17 protein-coding genes are annotated in these 22,628 nt (G+C 61.9%); 8 read left to right on the top strand and 9 right to left on the bottom strand.

Features of this window, described 5'->3' with window-relative positions; all coding sequences use genetic code 11:
• Window positions 1-2 precede the first annotated feature (2 nt).
• Window positions 3-1,070, top strand: coding sequence for an ABC transporter ATP-binding protein (locus ILT44_RS17590; protein WP_204240914.1), 1,068 nt, complete (start codon window positions 3-5; stop codon window positions 1,068-1,070).
• A complete protein-coding gene (locus ILT44_RS17595; RefSeq protein WP_204240915.1) occupies window positions 1,070-2,395 on the top strand; it encodes an amidohydrolase family protein in 1,326 nt (441 codons plus the stop codon). Before ILT44_RS17590 ends, ILT44_RS17595 begins: the two co-directional genes overlap by 1 nt.
• A 3-nt stretch (window positions 2,396-2,398) precedes the next feature.
• On the opposite strand, the gene ILT44_RS17600 is transcribed toward ILT44_RS17595, so the two are convergent.
• Window positions 2,399-4,273: an adenine deaminase gene (locus ILT44_RS17600; RefSeq protein WP_204240916.1), complete on the bottom strand. Its 1,875-nt coding sequence runs from the start codon at window positions 4,271-4,273 to the stop codon at window positions 2,399-2,401.
• Between the two features lie 82 nt (window positions 4,274-4,355).
• On the opposite strand from ILT44_RS17600, the gene ILT44_RS17605 reads away from it, so the two are divergent.
• Window positions 4,356-5,279, top strand: a complete 924-nt coding sequence (locus tag ILT44_RS17605; RefSeq protein ID WP_204240917.1) for a nucleoside hydrolase — start codon at window positions 4,356-4,358, stop codon at window positions 5,277-5,279.
• A 38-nt stretch (window positions 5,280-5,317) separates the two neighbouring features.
• Window positions 5,318-5,842 (top strand): ankyrin repeat domain-containing protein, encoded by a 525-nt coding sequence (locus ILT44_RS17610; protein WP_204240918.1) that lies wholly within the window; start codon window positions 5,318-5,320, stop codon window positions 5,840-5,842.
• A 2-nt stretch (window positions 5,843-5,844) separates the two neighbouring features.
• Here the strand turns inward: ILT44_RS17610 and ILT44_RS17615 are convergent, their stop codons facing one another.
• From ILT44_RS17615 to ILT44_RS17640, 6 genes are all read right to left on the bottom strand, one after another.
• Window positions 5,845-6,708: an SAM-dependent methyltransferase gene (locus tag ILT44_RS17615; RefSeq protein WP_204240919.1), complete on the bottom strand. Its 864-nt coding sequence runs from the start codon at window positions 6,706-6,708 to the stop codon at window positions 5,845-5,847.
• Window positions 6,705-7,859: an NAD(P)/FAD-dependent oxidoreductase gene (locus tag ILT44_RS17620; protein WP_204240920.1), complete on the bottom strand. Its 1,155-nt coding sequence runs from the start codon at window positions 7,857-7,859 to the stop codon at window positions 6,705-6,707. Before ILT44_RS17620 ends, ILT44_RS17615 begins: the two co-directional genes overlap by 4 nt.
• Window positions 7,856-8,569, bottom strand: a complete 714-nt coding sequence (locus ILT44_RS17625; protein WP_204240921.1) for a methyltransferase domain-containing protein — start codon at window positions 8,567-8,569, stop codon at window positions 7,856-7,858. The genes ILT44_RS17620 and ILT44_RS17625 overlap by 4 nt, the downstream gene beginning before the upstream one ends.
• 6 nt (window positions 8,570-8,575) lie before the next feature.
• Window positions 8,576-9,658, bottom strand: a complete 1,083-nt coding sequence (locus tag ILT44_RS17630) for a type III polyketide synthase (RefSeq protein WP_204240922.1) — start codon at window positions 9,656-9,658, stop codon at window positions 8,576-8,578.
• Window positions 9,659-9,788: 130 nt separating this feature from the next.
• Complete coding sequence (locus ILT44_RS17635; RefSeq protein ID WP_204240923.1) at window positions 9,789-10,709, bottom strand: DMT family transporter; 921 nt, start codon at window positions 10,707-10,709, stop codon at window positions 9,789-9,791.
• A 91-nt stretch (window positions 10,710-10,800) separates the two neighbouring features.
• Window positions 10,801-11,106, bottom strand: coding sequence for a hypothetical protein (locus ILT44_RS17640; protein WP_204240924.1), 306 nt, complete (start codon window positions 11,104-11,106; stop codon window positions 10,801-10,803).
• Between the two features lie 318 nt (window positions 11,107-11,424).
• Between ILT44_RS17640 and purT the strand changes: the two genes are divergently transcribed.
• Window positions 11,425-12,597: a formate-dependent phosphoribosylglycinamide formyltransferase gene (purT, locus tag ILT44_RS17645; RefSeq protein ID WP_204240925.1), complete on the top strand. Its 1,173-nt coding sequence runs from the start codon at window positions 11,425-11,427 to the stop codon at window positions 12,595-12,597.
• Window positions 12,598-12,606: 9 nt separating this feature from the next.
• On the opposite strand, the gene ILT44_RS17650 is transcribed toward purT, so the two are convergent.
• Window positions 12,607-14,130 (bottom strand): peptide ligase PGM1-related protein, encoded by a 1,524-nt coding sequence (locus ILT44_RS17650; RefSeq protein WP_204240926.1) that lies wholly within the window; start codon window positions 14,128-14,130, stop codon window positions 12,607-12,609.
• Between the two features lie 257 nt (window positions 14,131-14,387).
• Here ILT44_RS17650 and ILT44_RS17655 point away from each other — a divergent pair, with 257 nt between their 5' ends.
• The 3 genes from ILT44_RS17655 to ILT44_RS17665 are packed head-to-tail and all read left to right on the top strand — an operon-like array spanning window position 14,388 to window position 18,366.
• Window positions 14,388-16,886: a PAS domain-containing sensor histidine kinase gene (locus ILT44_RS17655; RefSeq protein ID WP_204240927.1), complete on the top strand. Its 2,499-nt coding sequence runs from the start codon at window positions 14,388-14,390 to the stop codon at window positions 16,884-16,886.
• Window positions 16,886-17,317, top strand: coding sequence for a response regulator (locus ILT44_RS17660; protein WP_204240928.1), 432 nt, complete (start codon window positions 16,886-16,888; stop codon window positions 17,315-17,317). Before ILT44_RS17655 ends, ILT44_RS17660 begins: the two co-directional genes overlap by 1 nt.
• Window positions 17,314-18,366, top strand: a complete 1,053-nt coding sequence (locus ILT44_RS17665; RefSeq protein WP_204240929.1) for a histidine kinase dimerization/phosphoacceptor domain -containing protein — start codon at window positions 17,314-17,316, stop codon at window positions 18,364-18,366. The genes ILT44_RS17660 and ILT44_RS17665 overlap by 4 nt, the downstream gene beginning before the upstream one ends.
• On the opposite strand, the gene ILT44_RS17670 is transcribed toward ILT44_RS17665, so the two are convergent.
• Window positions 18,327-21,686 (bottom strand): SdrD B-like domain-containing protein, encoded by a 3,360-nt coding sequence (locus ILT44_RS17670; RefSeq protein WP_204240930.1) that lies wholly within the window; start codon window positions 21,684-21,686, stop codon window positions 18,327-18,329. The two genes, ILT44_RS17665 and ILT44_RS17670, sit on opposite strands and share 40 nt — an antisense overlap.
• Window positions 21,687-22,628 lie beyond the last annotated feature (942 nt).

Raw genomic sequence — 22,628 nt, forward strand, 5'->3', positions numbered from 1 at the left:
ACGTGACACAGCCCCTCGATCTCCATGCCGTCTCGGCCCATTACGGAACGACCAAGGTTCTCGAAGACCTTTCGCTCTCAGTCCAGGCCGGCGAACTCGTGTCGCTTCTCGGAGCCAGCGGCTGCGGGAAGACCACGACCCTGCGTCTCATTGCAGGCTTCCTCTCGCCGACCGCCGGATCGATCCAGCTTGGGGGGAGGGACCTGACGCGGCTGCCACCTCATAAGCGCGATATCGGCCTCGTCTTCCAGAACTACGCTTTGTTTCCGCATCTCTCCGTCCTCGACAACGTGGCGTTCGGGCTGAAACAGCGGGACATCCCGTCCGCAGAGCGCCGGAAGCGCGCCACGGCCATGCTGGAGCGCGTGGGCCTTGCGGCTTTGGCGGATCGTGCGCCCGGAGCGCTCTCGGGCGGCCAGAAGCAGCGCGTCGCCCTGGCGCGGGCTCTCGTCATCGAGCCGCCACTCCTGATGTTCGACGAGCCTCTCTCGAATCTCGATGCCAAGCTCAGGGTCGACATGCGCGTGGAGATCCGCCAGTTGCAGCGGTCGAATGGCACCACCTCCGTCTATGTCACCCACGACCAGGAGGAGGCCTTCTCGATTTCCGACCGCGTCGCCATCATGAATGCCGGTAGGTTGATGCAGTTCGACAAGCCTGAGGTGCTTTACCGACGCCCTGCCAATCCCTTTGTGGCCCGCTTCGTCGGGTTCGAGAACATCATCCCCTTCAAGGTCATCTCCCGTGACGGCGAGATGGTGACGGCAGAGACCGCCGGAATGACCCTGCGACTGTCGCAGGCCGTCTATGGCGCGATCCCTGATACCTTCCTGCTCGCTACAAGGCCCGATGGTCTGATGGTGTCCACCGATCCCGCCGCCAAAGGCCTTCCGGCTCAATTGGGCCTGCGGACCTACCTCGGCCGTGCCTATCAGTACCAGTGCGAGACCTCCGCCGGCCATCTTGTCGCCAATGGCAGCCTCACGACCCCGCTCGAGGCGGGCACCGGGGTGAAGCTCGTGCCCGTGCCGGAGCAGTGCACGATCCTCGCGACCGAGGATGCCCGGTGATGGCCTCGATCCTGATTAGGAACGCCTGCCTGCTCCCCATCGACGAGACCATGAGCGTCATCGAGCCAGGCTGGATCCACATCGAGGGCAGCACGATCCAGGCGCTCGGCGCCGGCGAGCCGCCGCAGGTGGAAGGGGCCGAGATCATCGATGTGGACGGTGATGTGATCATGCCCGGCATGGTCAATCCCCATGCCCATCTGGCAATGACCCTGTTCCGCGGTCTCGGCGAAGACGTAGACGACCGGCTCTTCCGTTATGTCCTTCCCATGGAACGCAAGTTCGTGACGCCGGAGATGGTGCGCGTGGGCACGATGCTGGGCGCACTTGAGTCTATCGAGGCAGGCGTCACCGCCATCGCGGATATGTACTACTACGAGACGGAGGTCGGACGAGCCCTCGATCAGGCTGGCCTGCGCGGCGTGGTCGGCCAGACCCTCGCCACCTTCGACCCGCCCGATCACAAGACGATGGACGAGGGTTTCGCACTGGTCGAGGAACTCGTCTCCGAGTTTTCGGGGCACGACCGTATCATTCCCTCCATCGCACCCCATGCGCCGTACTCGACCGATATTGAGATCATGGCGCGCGTCGCCCGCTGGGCCGAGGTGCGTCCCGGGGTGCCGGTGCAGATCCATCTCGCCGAAATGGACAGCGAGATGGAATGGTGCCGCAAGAATCATGGCTTGCGGCCCGTCGCCGTTGTGGAGAAGGCGGGGCTTCTGATCCCCGGCCTGATCGCGGCCCATTGCCTGCATATCGATCCGTTCGAGATCGAGCGCATGGCCAAAGCCGATGTGCGTGTCGCCCACAATGCCCGCTCGAACGCGAAGGCGGGGCGCGGCATCGCCCCCATCGAGGCCATGCGGGCCGCGGGCATCAAGGTCGGCATCGCCACCGATGGGTCGATGAGCGGCAACACCCTCGATCTGTTCAGCCAGTTCGGGCCGGTCTCCATGTTCCAGAAGCTCCTCGGCCACAGCCGCAAGCCCATGCCGGCGGCTGAAGTAATTCGCATGGCGACGCTGGAAGGCGCGCAGGTGCTCGGCCTCGACAGCCGCATCGGCTCGCTGGAGCCCGGCAAGCAGGCCGATCTCATCCGCATCGACCTGTCGGCCCCGCGCCTGCAGCCGGTCTACGACATCTACGCCACGCTCGTATTCTCCGCGATGCCGGTCGATGTGCAGGACGTGATGGTCGGCGGCCGCTGGATCATGCGCGGCCGCCATGTGGAAAGCCTGGAACGCAGGAAGATCCTGCGCGATGCCGGTCAGATCGCGGCGGCGTTCAAGGCCGAGATGGCCCGCATCGACGCCGCCGGCTGATCCCTACCAGACGACCGGGTGCGTCTGCCCGGTCGCCACATTGACGAAGCCCTGAGGCGCCGCCTCGCAGGGTGCCACGAGAACCCAGCGCCAGGGCGCGCAGGTGAGCGTTGCGAATTGGAGCCGCTCCGGAAAGCCCGGATACCAGCGCGGCGAGAAGGTGGGCTCGTAGAGCCAGTCGATGGCTTCTGCTGTTGCATAAAGCTGCTGCATGTCGGCATCGAGCTCTTCCGCCGGGCGCTGAGTCATCAATCCGCCGATCTCGTAGCGAACCTCCGCCAGAACCTTGCCACCGCTGACGAGAACCCAGCCGCCGCCGATCTCCGCCACGCGATTCGCCACCATCGCCATGGCCTCGTCCGACGAGCCGACGACCCAGAGGTTGTGCTTGTCGTGCGCAACCGTGCAGCCGACCGCTGTATCGGGTGTCTTCGGGCCGCAGCCGAGCCAGAACATGCGGGAAATTTTGGCCTCGCCGGAGAAGCGGTCGACGATGGAGAACTTGGTCACGTTGCGGGCTGGATCGCGCTGGACCTCGCCGTTCTGGACCGACAGTTCCATGGTGATGAAATCGTCGTGCCAGTGGAAGGGGCGCAACAGCGCCGCCCCCATGGTTTCCCGGCCGGGGTCGGCGGCAATGGCGAAATCCGTCGGTTCGATCCTGCGCTTGATATTCACGGTTCTTGAGGCCCAGTCGGGCCAAGTGATCGAGGGTAAGGGGCCGAGATACTCCGTTCCCCTCGAGGCGGCGTTCCCATCGGCCCACACCTCGGCGATGGAGAGTTTTTCCACGTCATCGAGCAGCACGATGTCGGCGAAACGCCCCGGCGCGATGCTGCCGACCCACGGCGTGAGTCGCATGTGGCGCGCCGGATTGATCGTGACGCATTGGATCGCGGTCTCTGGCGTGAGTCCCGACTGGATCGCAAGGCGCACATTGTGGTCGGTCGCGCCCATCCTCAGCGTGTCGGATGCGCTGCGGTCGTCTGTGGCGAAGGCGATCTGCGACCAGTCGGTGAGGCCTCGCTGGAGCAGGCCCTCGATGATCTCCGGCATGGAATGCGGCCTAATCTCGATGAAGATCCCGTGGCGCAGCTTGTCCCACACTTCTTCAGCGGTCCAACCCTCGTGATCGGACGCAAGGCCCGCCGCCGCGAAGGCGTTGATCGAATCGAGATCGCGCAGGCCCGCGCCATGGCCCTCGACCACGCCGCGCTTCTCGAACGTGGCCTGGATCATGCCCCAGAGCCGCTTGTGCGAAGGATTGTCCGGGTTCCAGACGGCAGGCCAGTCCATCACCTCGTCGAGGCCCGCGACCAGGAGGCTCTGTTCCAGGAAATCCGCTTGCTCGTCATGGCCAAAATAGCCCCCGCCCCACTCATAGGCGGTGGGCGGCACGGCCGATCCCGGAAGCGGGAAGATCTTCATCGGTGAGCCATGGCGGCGCGCCGTCAGCCAGAATTCGAGATTGTGAGGGCCATCGACATTGGAGAACTCGTGGCTCGCCTCGCAGGTCCATGTATTGCCGCGCGGCAGCACGAGCGCCGCTTCATATTCCGGGGTGATGTGCGAGCTTTCAATGTGCTTGTGCACCTCGCCGAAGCCCGGAACGGCGGCCAGGTTTGAGCGATCCTCACGCAGGAAAGCTGTCCCTGGAAATTTGCCCGCAGGACCTGTCCAAGCGACGCGCCGGCCGCGGATGGCGATCTCCTGATCCTCAAGCCAAGTCCGGGTGTGAACATCGAGCAGGCGTCCGACCCTCAGGAGCTTGTCCGCAGGTCGCTTGCCGAGGGCCACCAGAACCAGATCCTGGCGGATCGTCACCTCATCCACGGCATTCACCAGGAGGTCGTCGGGAAGCGAGGCTGAATGCGTCACGGGGCACCTGGAAGCTATGGTCAAATCGAATGCGCTGTCCGATAACCGAACGCTCGGACCTGAAAAGGCTTCTACCCCCATCATGCCCCATGCAAAACCCCGCGTGACCATCATCGACACCGATCCCGGCATCGACGATGCCATCGGCATCCTCCTGGCGCTTGCCTCCCCCGCTTTTACGATTGCCGGCATCACCACTGTCGCAGGCAATATCGGGATCGAAACGACGACCCGCAATGCAGGCCGGCTTCTTGCTTTTGCAGGCCGGGAAGATGTTCCGGTTTTCCAGGGAGCCGCCGCGCCCCTGTCTCGGCCGGGTCCGGAGCCGCTGAACCTTCATGGCGAGGGCGGCATCGGTGGTGTCGACTTGCCCGATCCTATACGAGAGCCCGAGGGCCTGAATGCCGTGGAGTGGCTGGCGGGCTTCCTGCTCGATCAGCCGGCGGGCACCGTCGATGTGCTCGCCCTCGGCCCGCTGACGAACATCGCTCGCCTCGTTCTCGGACAACCGGACGCAGCAAAGCGCATCGGCCGGATCATCGCCATGGGCGGGGCGATCCACGAGCATGGCAATGTTGGCCCTCGTTCTGAGTTCAATCTCTGGGCGGATCCCGAAGCCGCGGCGGCCGTCGTAGCATCCCGACTACCCCTGGTGCTCATCCCCCTCGACGTGACCCGCCGCGTGCGTGCGACGCGCGCGCTCGTGGAGACTTTGTCGGCCAGCGGCAAGCCCCTCGCATCCATGGTCGGCAGCCTCATCGAGTCCTATTTCGAATCCACGGCAAACCGTGAAAGCCGTCCGCTGCACGACCCCTGCGTGATGCTGTTCGCCCTGGCTCCCGAACTCTTCCGCGTCGAGGAGCTCAGTCTGAGCGTTGACATCGGGTCTGTCGAGGAGGCGGGAGCGCTGACGATTGACGGGAGCGGCACTCCGGTGCAGGTCGCTCTCGGTGTTGAGGGGCTGGCTGCTCTCGATCTTCTCGCCCGGCATCTCGCCGCCAGTTAGGCAGGGGTCGACGCGCCGAGCATGATCCGGAGACTGCAATGTCCGATGAGACGCCGAAGCAAACACCTGAAATGGACGAGGAGACGATCGCCTTTGCTCAGCGCGTATTCCAGCACGCGAGGGCAGGGCAGGTGCAGGAACTGGGCGACCTGCTCGGTATGGGGCTTCCGCCCAACCTGCGCAACGAGAAGGGCGATTCGCTCCTGATGCTGGCGAGCTACCATGGGCATGCGGATGCGGTGCGCCTTCTCCTCAAACACGGTGCCGATCCGGAACTCGCCAATGACCGCGGGCAGACGCCTCTGGCCGGAGCGGCATTCAAGGGCGATATGGCGACCGTTCAGAGCCTTCTGGATGGGGGTGCCGATGTGAACGGCCGCAGCGATGGCGGCAAGACCCCGCTCATGGTGGCCGCCATGTTCAATCGGGTCGAAATTGTCGAGACCCTGCTTGCATGTGGCGCGGATATTCAGGCCTGCGATGCGGGTGGTCTCACTGCCGAGGCGCTCGCCAGTGCCATGGGGGCAACTGAAGCTGCCGAATTGCTGGGGCGTTCAGCGTAGCCCTAGCGACCGGGGGATTGCGCGGGCTTGTGAGCCGTCAGAAGACCATAACCCATCGATCCCGTCAGATAGGCAATCCAGATGCGCGGAACGCTCAGGGCAAAAATGCGATTCCTCGCGCAGGCATCCAGCAGATAGCGTCTGTACTGCGGATGAGTCAGGAGTTTCTTGGCGACTCGGCTTGTGCAGAGCGCCCAGGTCCGGCGTACCCGTGTGCCGAGATCCTCAAAGCCATCGAGCACGAAGCCCGCCCCGGTCGCCCATGCGCGATACTCCGCTTCGCTCCCCATGCCCGGGAGACGTCCCTCGCGGCAGATGGGCTCCAGCAGATGACGCTCCTCCCAGGGACGAGCACCAGCGCGGGCGAGCCAAGCATACACGGCGAGCCGTCCGCCGGGGCGGAGGGTACGATAGGCTTCGTCGAAGAAACGCTGCTTGTCCGTCATATGCTCGGAACTCTCGATGGCGATGACGTGGTCAAAGGCACCATCCGCAAACGTGTTCTCCAGCCAATCCTGCTGAGCGAAATGCAGGAGGGGCGATGCGGCGCTTCGCATCTGCGCCTGCCGAAACTGCACGGCGGAGAGCGTGATGCCAGTCACGTGAACCTCGTAGCGGCTCGATAGCCACTCCGCCGTCGCCCCATAGCCGCAGCCCACATCGCAAACGTGCTGCCCCGGCTGAAGGCCCAGCGCACGGGCAAGGTGGGCGACGAGGGCTTCCACCGCCTGATCCGGCGTTTCACGACCGGTTGTCCAGAGACCGTGATGAACATGCTCGCCCCAGATCTCGCGGTAGAACGGATCCAGTTCGTCGTAATGCTCCGCGACAGCGTCCGGTGTCTGAAGCTCCCGAGGGACGATCATAGGGCAGCCAGCGCTCGTTGCATGGAGGTCTCCTGCACACGGGTCATGGACGCAACCTGCTGCATGATGGCGGGCCAGGTTCGGCAGAGATGAAAAATCAACTCCTGGCCGATTGCCTGGCGCGCAGCTTTGTTGAGCATGAAAGCGAACCGGATCTGCCTACGGATGTCCGAGCGCATCTGGCGGTGGAAAGCTGAATGGCTTCGGCCATGGCGAAGGAAGGCTGACGCGGCAAGACAGCCGCTGTGCAGGGCCATCGACATTCCTTCGCCCGTGAACGACGGAATCACACCCATCTGGTCACCAAGGCGGAAGAGCCCCTGAGACTCAGCTGAATTTGGCTGATGAAGAAAGCCGTAGGGAATCTGGAAGACAGAGAGAGGCTTCCCGAGTGGTGTGGCCGCGCCCTGCAACCGGTCCACCAAGTCCGGACATTCACGGGCAATCTGATCGATCAGGCCGTCCCAGCTCTTGCCGACTTCCTCGAAACGCCGCTGCGTCACCACCAAACAGAGGTTGGCGATGCCCCCTTCGATCAGTTGCAACCCGGCATAGCCCTCTTTGAACAGGATGATCTCGATAATGCCCTCAAGGGCAGCGCGTGCCGCTTCCGACAGGTAGTAATGCATCTTGAAGCCGATCAGGTCGGTGATCGATCCTGAAGCCTGCCTTTTGGCCCCTCTGACATCATGCTTGCCGCTGGCCAGGAAGAGGGTCTCAGCACGGATTGTCTCCAGAGGGCCAGCATCAAGCCGGTGCATGGATGCATCGGCGGATATGGAACGCACGGTCACGCCGCGAGACACCCGACTCCCCAGAGACGCGGCCCGCTGCAGCAGCGCCTCATCCAGAACCTTGCGGGAGAGCCCGCGAGCCATGAATGGAAGTTCCACTTCGGCCCGCATTCCGCGATGGAGCAGGCGAAGGCGGGACATCCGGCTGGCGCCGAGACCGTCAAGGTCGATGCCGAGATGAGTGAGGTAGACCTGGGCCTCTATGCTCAGGAACTCGCCGCAGACCTTGTGCCGCGGTTCGGGATCGCGTTCGAGCAGAAGGGCGGAATATCCGGCTTTTGCCAGGACGCAGGCTGCCGAAGCTCCGGCAAGCCCACCGCCGACGATCACGACCTTCTCGGCGCGATAATCGGTCATTTCAACCGGCTTACGCAGAGGCGGAATGCGACATGCCACTGGATCCGAGCCATTGCCGGCTCGATCCCTGCGGAACGGAGGATGCGCTCCCAATCCTCCCGTTTGAAACTGCGAGCGATGGAGACCGGGCCATCATGCTGCACGAACCGGTGCCATCGAGCCGCCCGTGACAGGACCTGGAAGAAGTAGAAGGGAACAGGATGACGGTGGAGGTCGGCGATGAACCAGCCACGCGCGGCCACATGCTCCATCCAGCGGATGAAGGTTGCAAGCTCTTCATCCGTCATGTGATGCGTCGTCTGGGAACTCAACACGAAGTCGATGGGCCGCTCCGGCTTGAAGTCGAAGACATTCCCCGTCCTGTAGTCGATGGATACGTCCGCGGGCGTCGCGGCCCTGGCAATCGGCTCGCTCATGGGATTGAGATCCACCCCAACCAGATCGACGGCGCGACCCTTGCGACGGCTCCAGGCGTGGATCCTTCTCAGGAGATCACCATAGCCGTAGCCCACATCGAGAACCGTGACGCGTTCGTTCGGCTTCAGGCTCCGCGTGGCGTGGTCGAGCCACTTCAGGATCGGGCCATGGGTGAGGGTCACTGCGTTGACCGTGGCGAGGTCTTTCAGGCAGGCGCGGTAGTCCTCGAGACTGACGGATTCGGTGTCCATCAGCTCCGTCTCGTGGCTGCGCTCGGCAAAGCTCCGGGCCATGGTTGACTATCCCGCGATGCTGAACCTGAAGGTTTCCGCGACCAATCCGGGGCCAAACGCCATGCCGAAGCCCTCCGAAGCCGGCGCTGCGTGCTGCATCATCCGGCCGAGCACGAACATCAGCGTGGCCGAGGACATGTTGCCGAAATCCCGGAGCACGCCGCGGGACCAGCGTAGCGCATCCGGCTCAAGCTCGAGCCCCTGCTCGACCGCGTCGAGGATCGTGCGGCCTCCCGCGTGCACGGCCCAGAGGTCGAACTCGTCCTTATGCTGCCCACGCAGGATGCCACCATCGTCATTTCGGGTCGCCTCATGGCGGAGAGCTTTCGCGATCTGCTGCGGCACCTCGCCGGAGAGGCTCATCTGAAAGCCGGTATCACCGATGCGCCAAGTAATGAGATCGCGTGTGTCGGGGATGGTGGCGACACGAAAATCCTTGAGAGCGATGCCTCTTGGCTCGGACGAGACGAGACTCGCGGCGCATCCGTCTCCGAAAAGCAGGGCGCCGAGAATGACCTCGAGGTCGGAGGTCTCCTGCAGATGGAGCGTGCAGAGTTCCAGATTGACCACGAGAACCTTGGCAGCAGGTTCGGAGCGGACGATGTGGTGAGCCACCTTCAGGGCGTTGACGGCCGCCGCGCAGCCCATGAATCCGACCAGGGTGCGCTCGATGGAGGGGTTGAGGCCAAGCCGATCCATCAGCTGCTGGTCGAGTCCCGGAGCGGTGAACCCGGTGCAGGACGCCACGACCATATGGGTGAGGGAGGAGTTCTCCTCGCCAAGGTCGAGAGCCTCGACGGCCTTCTGCGCGAGATCGACCGCATGGGTCTCGAAGCGATCCATGCGGGTGCTGGTCCCGACAAACTGCCCCGGCTTGAAAAAGCCCTCCCGGTCGGCAGCCGTCTCGAGATTCTGGCTGGGCGTGAGGGTCGAGTAGCGATGCTCGATTCCGGAGCGCTGCACCATGCGTTTGAACAGAAGCTTGTCCTTCCGTTCAGGTAGCAGGTTATCCATGAAGCCGATGAAGGTCTGATGGACGTCGTGCTCCGGCACGGCCGTCCCGATCCGGTTGATATACGCGCCTGCCACTGATCCACCCTGCCAATTTTGGCCCTGGCCCTTCCTCCGGCAACAGGGGCTTTCGATTTGAAGATAGGGCGTCGGATGGATGAGTGAACGCAGGGCGACACAGAAGTCGCAGCTGAGGCCCAAGGCCTTTTCAGCGTGACGTAGAGGCTGCTGACGGAGCAGGGTGGACGGTTTCGGCCGAGGGCACGGCCTGCGGCCGGCCGCGCTTCAGCGTCTGCTCCCGGGCGAAGATGAACAGGCCCGCGGCAACCACGATGGCGATGCCGAGAAGGGCGAGGGCGTCGGGCCATTCGTCGAAGAACAGAGCTCCGATCGCCAGGGCCCAGAGAATCTGGCTGTACTGGGTAGCACCCAGGCGGTCGGCCGGGGCGTACATGGTCGCGACGATGAACAGGGCCTGTGCAACGAAGGCCGTGGCGGCAAAGGCGAGCAGGAGGATCCATTGTTGTGCCGTCGGCCATACAAAACCAGGGATCATTAGCAGGCCGGCAATGACGGTCGTCCCAAGGAATACCGTGCTGATCAGGGTGAAGCGCTTTTCAGTTTGACCGATCATGCGGCCCGCGATAACGCCTCCAGCCGCGCAAAATGCGGCGGCGAGTGCTGCAAGGTGGCCGGGCAGAAGCTCCTTGAACCCGGGACGCACGATCACAAGAACGCCGATGAAGGCGGCACAGACGGCGAGCCCACGCCGCCAGCGGACATGCTCCTTCAGAATGAAGATGGAAAGGACTGTCACCAGGCTTGGCATCAAAAACAGGAGCGCAAAGGCCTCTGCAAAGGGCAGGCTCCGGAATGCTATGACACTCAGCGGAGTCGTGACCGCGAGCAGGAAAACTCTCACCCCCATGAGCCAGGGCCTGTTCCAGCGCACGATATCGATCACGCTGTCTCCGGGCTTCATGAAGACGGGGGACAGGATCAGCGGAATGAGATAGCCGAAAAAGGTCACCTCGAAAGGGTCGAGGCCATAGCCTATCGCCTTCACGATGGCGTCGCCCCACGCGAAGATTGCGAAGGCGAGGAAGGCGAAAACGATACCTTTGACCATGTTCGGGCAATCCCGCAGGGGAGGCGGAGTAAAAGGCCGTGGCACCGGCCGATCGGCCGGCGGCATTGGGCGGGATAACAGAGTAACAGGCTTAGCGTGGCATGACGAGGCGAGGGCGCTTACGCTCGACAACGACCATTTTCGGCCCCTCGCTCCGCTCAGGCATGAAGGCACGCTCGGTCAGACGCATGGGCCTGCGGGCCTGCACCGGTGTTTTCAAAACCTCAGGCCTGACCTCGTCCTCGGACATTCCCATGAGCTGAGCCGCGATTTCGACCTGGCTCTCGATGTCATCCGTCAGGCCCTGGGCGGCGGCAATGGCCTCGTCAAGGGCCGGGAGGTCGACACGGGTAACGCGCCGGTTCTGGGCTTCGGAGGGTCTCTTCTTGGCTAGCATCGGGCTTCTCCTGCGCAGACCCCTTAAATCACGAAGCTCAGGTTTGCGTAATGCATGGTTGAGACGGCAGGGCTGCACTCAGCGCAAGCGAGGCTGAATCCCTTCGATGCTCGTGAACGCGGCTGGAGGAAACCGGATCCATAGCTGGCCCAAGAATAGCCGGAAAATAAGGCCTGCCTGCGATCAGGCAATGCCGGCTGCAGGTCATGAGAGTCCGGTCGATCTTCCGTGCCTCTCCCGGGCGGGTCCGGACTCGACCATATCGTTCGCCTGAGGCATTGAAGGCTATCGCAGCCCGGATAGACGAAAGGCATTCCCGTGTTCACTGCCAAAATTCTCCTCCTCGGATCCGGCGAACTCGGCAAGGAGTTCGTGATTTCGGCCAAGCGGTACGGATGCCACGTCGTCGCCTGCGACAGCTATGCGAATGCACCTGCCATGCAGGTATCCGATGAAGCTGAGGTCTTTTCCATGCTCGACCCGGATGCCTTGAGGCAGGCGATCGAGAAGCATCGGCCCGACTTCATCGTCCCCGAGATCGAGGCGATCCGGACGGAGGTGCTGCAGGATTTCGAGGACAAGGGCTTTACTGTCGTCCCCTCCGCTCGCGCTGCCTCGCTGACCATGAACCGGGACCGGATCCGCGAACTCGCCGCCACCGAACTCGGCCTGCGCACATCCAAGTACCGATATGCGGAAAGCCTGGAACAGGTGAGAGCCGGGGCCGAGCACACGGGGCTGCCGTGCGTCATCAAGCCGGTCATGTCCTCCTCGGGCAAGGGGCAGAGCACCGTGCGGACCGCCGATCAGCTGGAACAGGCCTGGAACGATGCCGTGGCCAATATGCGTGGCGACCGCAAGAAGGTGATCGTCGAGGAGTTCATCGCCTTCGACTACGAAATCACCCTTCTGACCATCCGCTCCCGGGAGGGCGTGTCCTTCTGCGAGCCCATCGGGCACCGGCAGGAGCGGGGCGACTACCAGGAATCCTGGCAGCCGACGCCGATGACCGAAAAGCTTCTCGATGACGCCAAGGAGATGGCCCGGAAGGTGGTCGACGATCTCGGCGGCTATGGCATCTTCGGGGTGGAGTTCTTCGTCACCCGCGACGAGGTGATCTTCTCCGAGCTCTCCCCCCGTCCGCACGATACGGGCCTCGTCACGCTCCTGTCCCAGAACCTCTCCGAATTCGACCTGCATGCCCGCGCCGTCCTCGGCCTGCCGATCCCGCCGGTCAGGCTGCACGGTCCTACGGCGTCGGCTGTGATTCTGGCAGACCGTGAGGCTGAAGCATTCTCGATCACAGGCCTGCGGGAGGCGCTGGAGCTGGGGGTAAAGGATGCGGAGGTGGAGGTCCGGCTGTTCGGTAAACCCACGACGCGCAAGCACCGCCGCATGGGTGTCGCCCTGGCTTCCGGGAACACGGTTGAAAAGGCTCGTGAGCGTGCGCGCCAGGCAGCAGCCCGTGTGGAGATCAAGTACGAGAGCTAGTTCCGCGCATCAGTCCGCTTCGCTCTCCCGATCCAGCACCTCAGTCGCGCGCTGGTAGAGGACCTCTGCCTCTGCATGGGAAGGGGCGATGCAGAGAACCCCGAGCTTGCCGAACTCGGACAGGGCGCCGATCAGGTGAAAGACGACACCTTTCTGGCAGGCTCCATCGAAGTGCAGTCTGTTGAGAGCCGCGATGTCGATCAGGTCGGCTGGAGTCAGTCCGCGATAGAGCGACGACTCGAGGTTGTCGGAGGCGTAGTAGCAGCGGGGCTGCCCGGCCGGGGTGAGGAAGTTGCCTGTGTCCGGGTCATAGCAACCGTCCGTAAGGAACTCGAGCATCATGAACGGATGCGTCGTGCCTCCTCGCCTGAGATTGATCTCGATGGCGTAATGACGCCATTCGCTGCCTTCCAGGACAGACAGGAAATCGATGGCAAAGCGCCCGCAGACGCCCTTCTCCGCCAGGGCTCGTGCCGCCTTGAGGCCGTCCTCCTGAATATCCAGACGGTAGTGTTCATCGGCAGGGAAGGTGCAGCCGAGAAAAACCTGCCCGCTCTCACCTCCAAGAACCTGATCGTGTGTCGAGACAGGCTCCAACTGCCCGAGCGGGTCGATGCGGAATTGTGCTGAGGGTGAGCGCTTGACTTCGCCCTCGATGAATTCCTCCACGATGCCGCCCATGACTGAAAGTTTGTCCCTGAACAGCTCCCAGGTCATGTCCTTCGCCTCGAAGGCAAGATGGGGAAGACGGTTTTGGACCCAGCTTCGAAGCTCGTCTCCCTCAGGAGTGTCCTCGTAGGCGAAGACGGCATTACCCTCGCCTGAGAAGCCTTCGTTGAGCTTCACGACCGCGCGCCTGATGGCTGGCCGACGGTTCTTGAGCTCCACCAGTGCATCGGTGATCGCGTCCGGCGTAAAAAGGTCCTCAAAGCCCTCTGGCATCGCAATCCCGGCCTCCCGAAAAATCTTCCGGGAGCCGCTTTTGGAGCCCAAGGACAGGAGATCCGGGTTGCAGCCATAGATCGGCAGGTTCAGACGAAGGGCGAGATCACGCTCCAGCTCCGTGACGTTGAAGCAGATCATGTATGCTTTGGCCGGATCCAGGATCGCCTCCCTGATCCGTTGCTGCAGACGTGGCCGCTCGAGAATCTTCTCCGTGAGAGCCGTCTGAGAGCCGTCGTGGCAGGAGAGAACGGTCAGGCGCTTCCTGGCATGCTGTGCCGGGATTCCTGGCAGCAGGTGCAGGTAATAGTCGATGATCGACTCCGGGATCGGGTAGCTCGTCACATAGATGATCTGCGTACGGGGCAGACGAAGGAGCATCAGATAGCAGAGCATCCGCTCCTCGTAGTGATGGGCTCCCGATATGTTGGCGAGAACCTCACGGTCCATGCTGAGGCTGGGAACGATCAGAACCGTTCGTGGCTCGCCCGGGACCAGAAAGCTCTCAAACATCTGTGTCAGGCGAGATTGCAGCGCCTCGAACCTGCGCTGTTCGGCAGACGGCGCTGGCGTGCCGGCTTCATGCACCATCGACCTGTCGTCTCCCTGCATCGGCCATGGGATCCCGGCCATGCAGCGGAACGCCTGTAGCCAAGGTTTTGTTGCTCCGCATCCACGAGCCGTCCGCAGCAACAAGGGTACAACTGCCCCCATAGGGGAGTGTCTGATCGGTCACAGTAGCGGTGTAATTGGCGCATGCCATGGCGCTTGGCCGGAAGCTGCCTAAATACGGACAAGCTCTGTCCGGGAGCGGGTTTAGGGGGCTGGCGGTTGCCGAGCAAGAACCAGTGAAGACGATCAATTTCGAAGCGCTGTTCAGCGCATCTCCCAATCCTTATGTCCTGGTGGATCTCTCGCTCAACATCGTTGGGATGAATGACGCGTATCTCGAGGTCACCATGCGTCAGCGGGAGGACCTCATTGGGCGCAACATGTTCGATGCTTTCCCCAGCGATCCCGACTCCCCGAGCCATCGCCAGCTGCGGAATTCCTTCGAAAAGGTCATTCACGAGAAGGTGGCCGACCATCTTCCGTTGATCGAGTACGCCATCCCCCTGCCCAACGGCCAAGGTTTCGAGGAGCGCTTTTGGAGCGCGTCCCACACGCCCCTCTTCAATCACGAAGGCGTTATGACCTTCATCCTCCAGCACACCGTCGACGTGACCGAGCTGCAGCGACTGAGGGTTCTCGCAAAAAGCTCGGCCCTGTCCTCGGGCCCGTCCACCCTCATCGAAACGGACATGTTCCGCCGTGCACAGGCCGTGCAGGAAGCCAATCAAGTCCTGACCGAGGAGCGGCAGCACCTTCGCGGCCTGTTCGAGCAGGCCCCCGGCTTCATGGCGGCGCTCAGCGGTCCGGAGCATGTCTTCACCATGGCCAACGCCGCCTACCTGCGGCTGGTCGGTCGCGAGAATATCGTCGGAAAAGCTGTTCGGGAGGCCCTGCCGGAAGTGGTGGAGCAAGGCTTTCTCGCGTTGCTCGACCGCGTTTACACGAGCGGACAGCCCTTCGTGGGGCGGAGTATCCGTATCGTTCTGGAGCAAACCCCGGGCGGTGCCCCAGAAGAGCGCTTCCTGGACTTTGTCTATCAGCCCATCTTCGGTCCCGATGGCAGCGTGTCCGGCATTTTCGTCCAGGGTCACGATGTCACCGAGCAGAAACGGAACGAGGAGGCATTGCGCGAAAGCGAGCAGCGTTTCCGCTTGGTGGCTGAGAGCGCCCCCGTCATGCTGTGGATGGGCGACCAGACCGGCAAATGTGTCTACCTCAACCGCCCGCAGCGGGAATTCTGGGGCGTTAGCGAGGCTGACATTCAGGGTTTCGACTGGGGCCCGACTGTTCATCCCGAGGACCACGAGGCCTTGTTCGGTCCTTTGATGCGGGCCATGCAGACCCATACGGCCTTCACAACGGAAGCCCGCTTCCGGCGCGCTGACGGGGAGTACCGCATTGTCCGCACCGATGCCCAGCCGCGCTTCGGCTCGGGGGGCGAGTTCCTCGGGATGATCGGCGTCAACGTGGACATCACCGAGCCCCGCCTAGCCGAGAAGGCCCTGCAGGAGAGTGAGGAGCGCTTCCGGGTGATTGCGAACTCCATCGATCAGATGATCTGGGCGACGCAACCGGACGGCTTTCACGACTACTACAATCAGCGCTGGTACGAGTACACGAGGGTTCCGGAGGGCACCACCGACGGCGAGGAATGGAACGGCATGTTCCATCCCGATGACAGGGACAGGGCCTGGAGCGTCTGGCGTCACTGCCTTGAGACGGGGGAGCCCTACCATATCGAATATCGACTTCGGCATCGCTCCGGCGAGTACCGCTGGGTGCTCGGACGGGCCCAGCCCCTTCGTGACGGGAAAGGCCGGATCATCAGGTGGTATGGCAGCTGCACCGATATTCACGACCTGAAGCAGGCCCAGGATGAATTGAGGGAGAGCCGCGAGCAGGCGATTCGATCCGAGGAGGAGACCCGTCGGCTGGCATCGATCCTGGCCGAACGAGTGGCCGAACTCGACGAGGCGAACGAGGAGATCCAGCGCTTTGCTTATATCGTAAGCCACGACCTGAGAGCCCCCCTCGTCAACGTCATGGGGTTCACAAGCGAACTGGAAGGGGCTCAGGCAGAGGTGGAGCGGTTCTACCGCAAGGTTCTCCAGGCCGATCCCCAACTCGTCACTCCGGATTCTCGTGCTGCCATCGAAACCGATCTGCCTGAAGCCATCGGCTTCATCCGATCCTCGACGGTGAAGATGGACAAGCTGATCGGCGCCATCCTGAAACTCTCCCGCGAGGGGCGGCGCGTGCTGATGGCGGAACCGCTCAGCATGCGCCAGTTGCTCGAGACTCAGCGCCATAGCGTCGCACATCAGCTCCAGGAGCGCGGGGCGGAACTGGTCGTGGAGCCCGTTCCCGATCTCACGAGCGATCGTCTCGCCATCGAGCAGGTGTTCGGAAATTTAATCGACAACGCGGTTAAATATCTGAATCCAGGCCGTCCCGGCCGCATTACGGTGCGCGGACAGGATCTCGGAGCCCTTGTCCGGTACGAAATCGAGGATAACGGCCGCGGAATCGACCCTAAGGACTTCGAACGGATCTTCGACCTGTTCCGGCGGTCGGGAGTTCAGGATCAGCAGGGCGAGGGCATTGGACTTGCGCATGTGCGGGCGCTTGTGCGAAGGCTCGGCGGTACGATTACGGTGGCGTCGCGCGTGGGAGAGGGCTCGACCTTCACCGTCATTCTGCCAAAATACGTCAGCATGAGCTCGGAAGCCGCCTAATGCCCCACCAGCAACCTGTCACCATCATCATGGTCGAAGACGATGAGGGGCATGCCCGCCTGATCGAGAAGAACATTCGTCGCGCAGGCGTCTGCAACGAGATCCGCACCTTCGCGAGCGGAACGGCGGCCCTGGAGCACCTGTTCAGCGGGGAGGTGCGCAATGCGGGACCTTTCCTCGTGCTGCTCGACCTCAACTTACCGGATATGAACGGGGTGGACATTCTCATCAAGCTGAAAGGCGACGAGAAGTTGAAGCGCGCACCCGTGGTTGTGCTCACGACCACAGACGACCAGCGCGAGATCCAGCGCTGCTACGATCTGGGTGCCAACGTCTACATCACCAAGCCGGTGGAGTATGAGTCGTTCTCCCAGGCCATCCGCCAATTGGGGCTGTTCCTTTCCGTTATCCAGGTTCCCGAGGCGCTATGAGGGAAGGGGCTGCAGAGACCTCGCCGATCAGGCTTCTGTACATCGACGACGACCATGGTCTGGGGCGCCTCGTCGAACGCACCCTGTCGCGCCACGGCTTTCAGGTCAGGCATGCGGTGAGCGGCGACGAGGGTTTGAGCCAGCTCGCGGCCGAACGCTACGATGTGATTGCCCTCGATCATTTCATGCCCGGCAAGGAAGGGCTTGAGGTTCTGGGCGAGATCCAGAACCTCTCCAATCCGCCGCCCGTGGTCTACGTCACCGGCGCAGACGAGGGTCGGATCGCGGTGGCTGCTCTCAAGGCAGGTGCGGCCGATTACGTGATCAAGGACGTGGGTGGGGTCTTCCTCGATCTCCTTCGCACCGCTGCCGAGCAGGCGCTGGCGGCCGCCCGGCTCCGGCACGAAAAGGAAGCGGCCGAGAGGGAGATGCGTGAGGCCCGGGAGCGGGCGGAGATGCTCCTCCGCGAAGTCAATCACCGGGTCGCCAACAGCTTGCAGCTTGTCGCATCCCTCGTGGCCATGCAGCAGCGCTCGCTTGGCCGCGATACGGTGGCGAGGGACACGCTGACCGAAACCCAGAGCCGGATTACGGCGATCTCGCAGATCCATCGCCGTCTCTATACCTCGAATGACGTTCGTTTCGTGGAAATGGACACTTATCTGCAGGGACTGGTCGAGGAGCTCGAAGGCGCCATGCGGGCCGCCGGCCGTGAGCATACGATCACACTCACCGCAGAGCCCATCTCAATCCCGACAGACAAAGCCGTCTCAGTCGGCGTCATCGTGACGGAACTCGTCACGAACGCTTTCAAATATGCCTATCCCGAGGGTGCATCCGGCGATATCCGCGTTGCCCTTTCTTCTATCGGCGAAAAGGCGATCCTGGTGGTCGAGGATGATGGAATTGGATGGAAGGGCAATGGAAAGGTGCAGGGGAGCGGCCTGGGAACGAAGATCGTGAAGGCTATGGCGTCTAACCTGCAGTCTTCCATCGAGTTCGACCAGCACTACGCTGGAACCCGCGCGGTCCTGCCCTTCGCTGTCTGACAGTTCACCTGTGAATGACCATCAGACGGCAAAAGGCGCGCATTGCCTGCGCGCCTCGTTTCCTTCGTCAGATATGATATTTGCCGGTCGTCAGATGACGTAGAAATGGCTGAACTTGAGCTCGAGCCAGCCTTGATCTTGGCGAACTCTATCGCCTGACTCTTGCCGGAACCATCGGCATCATAGGAGAGCGTACCTGTCTTCTTGTTGTAGATCAGGTAGTCGTTCCTGTCCTTGGCCTTATCGAGACTGAAGAAGTTCTTGTTCAACTGCTTCGGGTTCGTGGGCTTGCCTGAACCCAGCTTCTTGAAGATGGCGTTGTCGAGGTAGAACCTGTCGTCCTTGACGCTGAAGTCGGTGATGGTGTCCAGGTTAGCCTTGGATAAGGCTGTATCGAAGAGGAAGGCGTCCTTGCCGTTGTTCCCGGTCAGCACGTCCTTGCCCGCGCGGCCGGCAATCTCGTTCGAGCCGTCATTGCCGACAATGATGTTGCCGAGCTTGTTGCCGGAAAGATCGATCGCCTTGCTGCCGCTGACCGCGACCAGCTTCTGGGCATCGCCGGTGAGCGTATAGCTTTCGGAAGTAGTCACTTCCTTCATGCTGCTCAGCTTCGTGTTGATCAAGCCGACGGCACCTTCCACCTCCGAATCCAGGGTGGCTTCGGGGCCGATCTTCAAGCCTTTGAGAAGCAGGCTCTTGTCGTCAACAACGAGGTTGAAGGGCGTGCGGACCGTAAGACCGATGGTCGTTGTCTGGCCTTTGGCGAGGCTGCCGTTCCAGGGCGCGTTCTTCAGCTCATACAAGGCGCTGGTGCTGCCGCTCTGGACCTTGGAGAGCTCGGCGCCCCAGACCGATGTGATCTCGTATGCGCTGTTGAGGAACAGGTTCCATCCGGCAAGGCTCGCATCGGCCTTGACCGTCACAGTGACCTCGAAGCCGCCCCACCAGTTCTTGCCGGGGGTGATCACGAGCGGACCGGCGGATACGCTGGTGCCGTCGACGGGATCGGCCGGGTCGAAGAGAGCGCGGTACTTCTCTTCGAGACGCAAATTGAACCTGAAGTCAAAGCCGGAACGGGAGATGTTCTTGCCATCATCCACCCCGTCCGTGTCGCCATAGATGATGTCGGCTCCGCCGGCGCCGTAGAGCTTGTCGGAGCCGACGCCGCCGATGATGGTGTCCGCACCGCCATTACCGAAGCCGAGATCGTTACCGTTCCCGCCGATCAGGATGTCCTCGACATTGCCGCCATAAAGCTCGTCGAAGCCGTCATTGCCGTTGAGTTTGTTAAAGCCCTCGTTGCCGTACAGGCGATCATTGCCCGCGCGCCCGATCAGAGCCTCGGCATCGTTGCTCCCGAACAGGTCGAGCGAGTTGCTCATACGGCTGGAGGCGCGGCTGCCGCTGACCGATACACCTGACCAGGTCTCCGGCAGCTCGGTTGATACCGGCTTGCTCTCGGTCAGAGCAATGATGTCCTTCATCGACATTGTCTTGCCGTTGGCGAAGACGAAAGCTTTCCGCTCGCTATCCTTCAGTCCGCCGAAATCGTTGATGACGATGGCATCGTGGATCGTCGCGCCTTTGCCGAGGATCAGCGCGATCTTGTCGTGACTTGGGGTTTCGATGCGGTTCGTGACCCCGCGAACGTAGGTGGCACCGATGATTTCCATCGAGCTGAAGCCGAGTACGATCGTGTCTTCGTCGGGCCTGAAGTCCCAGATCAGATCGACACCATCGCCCTTTTCATAGAAGTACGTGTCGGCGCCGTCATTGCCATAGAGGTTGTCGCCGATGGTGACCTTTTTGAGCGTGTCGCCATTCCATTCGAGACGGCCATCATCCGTGCCGCCCAGAATGGTGTCGTTGCCGCCTTCACCCTGCATCTCGTCGTTGCCACGGCCGCCATGAATGATGTCGTCGCCGTCGCCGGCTTCGATCAGGTCGTCATAATCCCCGTCAGGTGTCACGACGGGCGGCTCTGTGGGGCCCGGATTGGCTGGCTCGGGTGGGGTGGATACGACCTTATGAACGCCCGCATCCAGGCTGAGGTTGGATGTGCCTGAGGTCACGGTGAAGACGCCGGTCCGTCCTGACGAGCCAGCATCGCTGTCCAGGGCATCGCTGGCGCCCTGATCGTTAGGGGAGAATGTATAGCCTTCAGGGGCAGCGAACTCGACCGAATACGTTCCTGGCACGACCTTGTTGAAGCTGTATGCGCCGTCGGCCCCCGTCGTGGTGGTGGCTACGACGGACCCGCCGGCATTCAGGAGCTTGATCGCGATGCCGCTGAGGCCTGCCTCGCCGGCGTCCTGGAGACCGTTCGCATTGAGGTCTTCCCACACCAGATCTCCGATGGCCGCCGGCTTGTAGAAGCCTCCATCGACGGAATTTTCGTTCATGCCGGGGGTGAGGGTGTACACGCCCGTGCGGCCCGTGGCGGGATCGGCATCGCTGTCGGCGGCATCGTTGCCGCCCTGATCACGCTGGGTCAGCACATAGCCCGCAGGGGCAGCGAACGCGACGCTGTACTGGCCGGCAACAAGATCGCTGAAGTTATAGGCGCCGGTGCTGTCGGTTACTCTCGTCGCAACGTTGGCACCGTTGACGTCGAGCAGGTTGACGGTCACGCCGCCAAGACCTGCCTCACCCGCGTCCTGTATTCCGTTGCCGTCTACATCCTCCCATACCCGGTCGCTCAAAGAGACCTTCGCCGGAGGCAAAGATACGGGAGCGCTGGGAGCCACCCCCCAGAGCTTGAGGCTGTCGCTCCGACGTCCCCCTTCCGCGCCGACGCTGGTCAGGCGCGCACCGAATCCCTGTTGTGCGAGGTGCTCCAGGGTCAGGTTGTCGGTGGCATGGTCGAGGACGAAGGTGACCGACTTGATGTCGTCAGTTCCAATCCCTGACGTGCCCACACCGATACCCACATCGTATGGGGTGAGTGGGCGACCGTTCATGTTGTCGCTGTTGCTGCCCTCAGGAACGTTATCAACGCCGTCGCCGTCGAGGGCGATCCCGTTGATGTAGGCTGCGCTGGAGCCTACTCCGGTCACCGTCAGCTTCTTCACCCAGGCATCGTTGGCTGTATTGTTGTCGATACCAGCAATGTGGAAGAAGACGCCGCGCAGATCGGCCGTGTCCTTGATTGTGTTGCCGTCGTTGTCGAAAACGGATGCGGTGACCCGCAGCGTGCCATCAGCCAATTGCTCGATGTGAAACTTAACCGCTGGGCTGCCGATCTCGTAGACGGAACCGCTCTTATTGATGATTCCATTCTGATCGATGATGAAATCGATCGAGCGCACGACATCAGACATACATTTGCCCCCAGGCAAGGTGAGCTGACGCCTGAAGCAAATTCAAAGCTGCCCACTTTATATTACGGGCTTATCAACTCTCTTCATGCCGTAAAGTCAATGTAAACTTAAGGCAATCAAAGGTCTTGCGGGGGGAGTATTTCTAATGATTAACGTATTTGTTTTATAGTAACAATTCGCCTCGCGCATAAGTATCGAGGTCATGATATTGGACAACTACGGAGGTGATCGTTGTTTCGGTCTGAAAGACTCCAAAGCTACAATTAAGTTGAACGTTTCTTCCCTGAAGCATGGACTAAAGAAGAGGGCTAGGTCACTGCTGATCCAGTGCAATGATCATGCCGGATTGAGCTTTATCTCTGCGGATTTCTCCTCGAAGATCCTGCACTCAATCTCGCCCGGACTTCCCCAACAATCAGATTGAGTTCCCGCTGCAGGCGGTTCAGCCGGGACAGAAGCTCCCCATCGGCCATGTTCGTGCCGGGACTTCTCTCTTTCCCATTCGGAAGAGGCTGCGTCATGCTTCGCAACTCCTCCAGGGTCGTGGGTCCGATGTTCGGAACCGTAAGCCACTGCGCATCGGGGATGCTGGCAACTTCACGAATGGTAGGACACCGGCCTTGAAATTCTGCCAAGATGGCTCCCCGGACGCGTCCGGAGCACTTTTCGATCGGAAATGGATCGTCCAAACCCATCTCGCGCCCTCGCATGCCAACTAGTGTGATACTGTCCATCAAGACTGGGACCCTCAGACTTGGCCGTGTCAACAACTCCATGCGTACCGGCTAAATGTGGAAATTAGCAGACGGCATTTCGGGGGTGACCGCATGCGTTGGGAGTAGCCTAATTGCTCCATGCTCCCATTTTGCTGCCTCCGGGAGGATATGGATATCCAAACGACTGAGCTTATTCAGTAAAAATCGATGGCCACAGCGCATCGGC

Source organism: Microvirga arvi (assembly GCF_016892765.1).
GTDB classification, from domain to species: Bacteria; Pseudomonadota; Alphaproteobacteria; order Rhizobiales; family Beijerinckiaceae; genus Microvirga; species Microvirga arvi.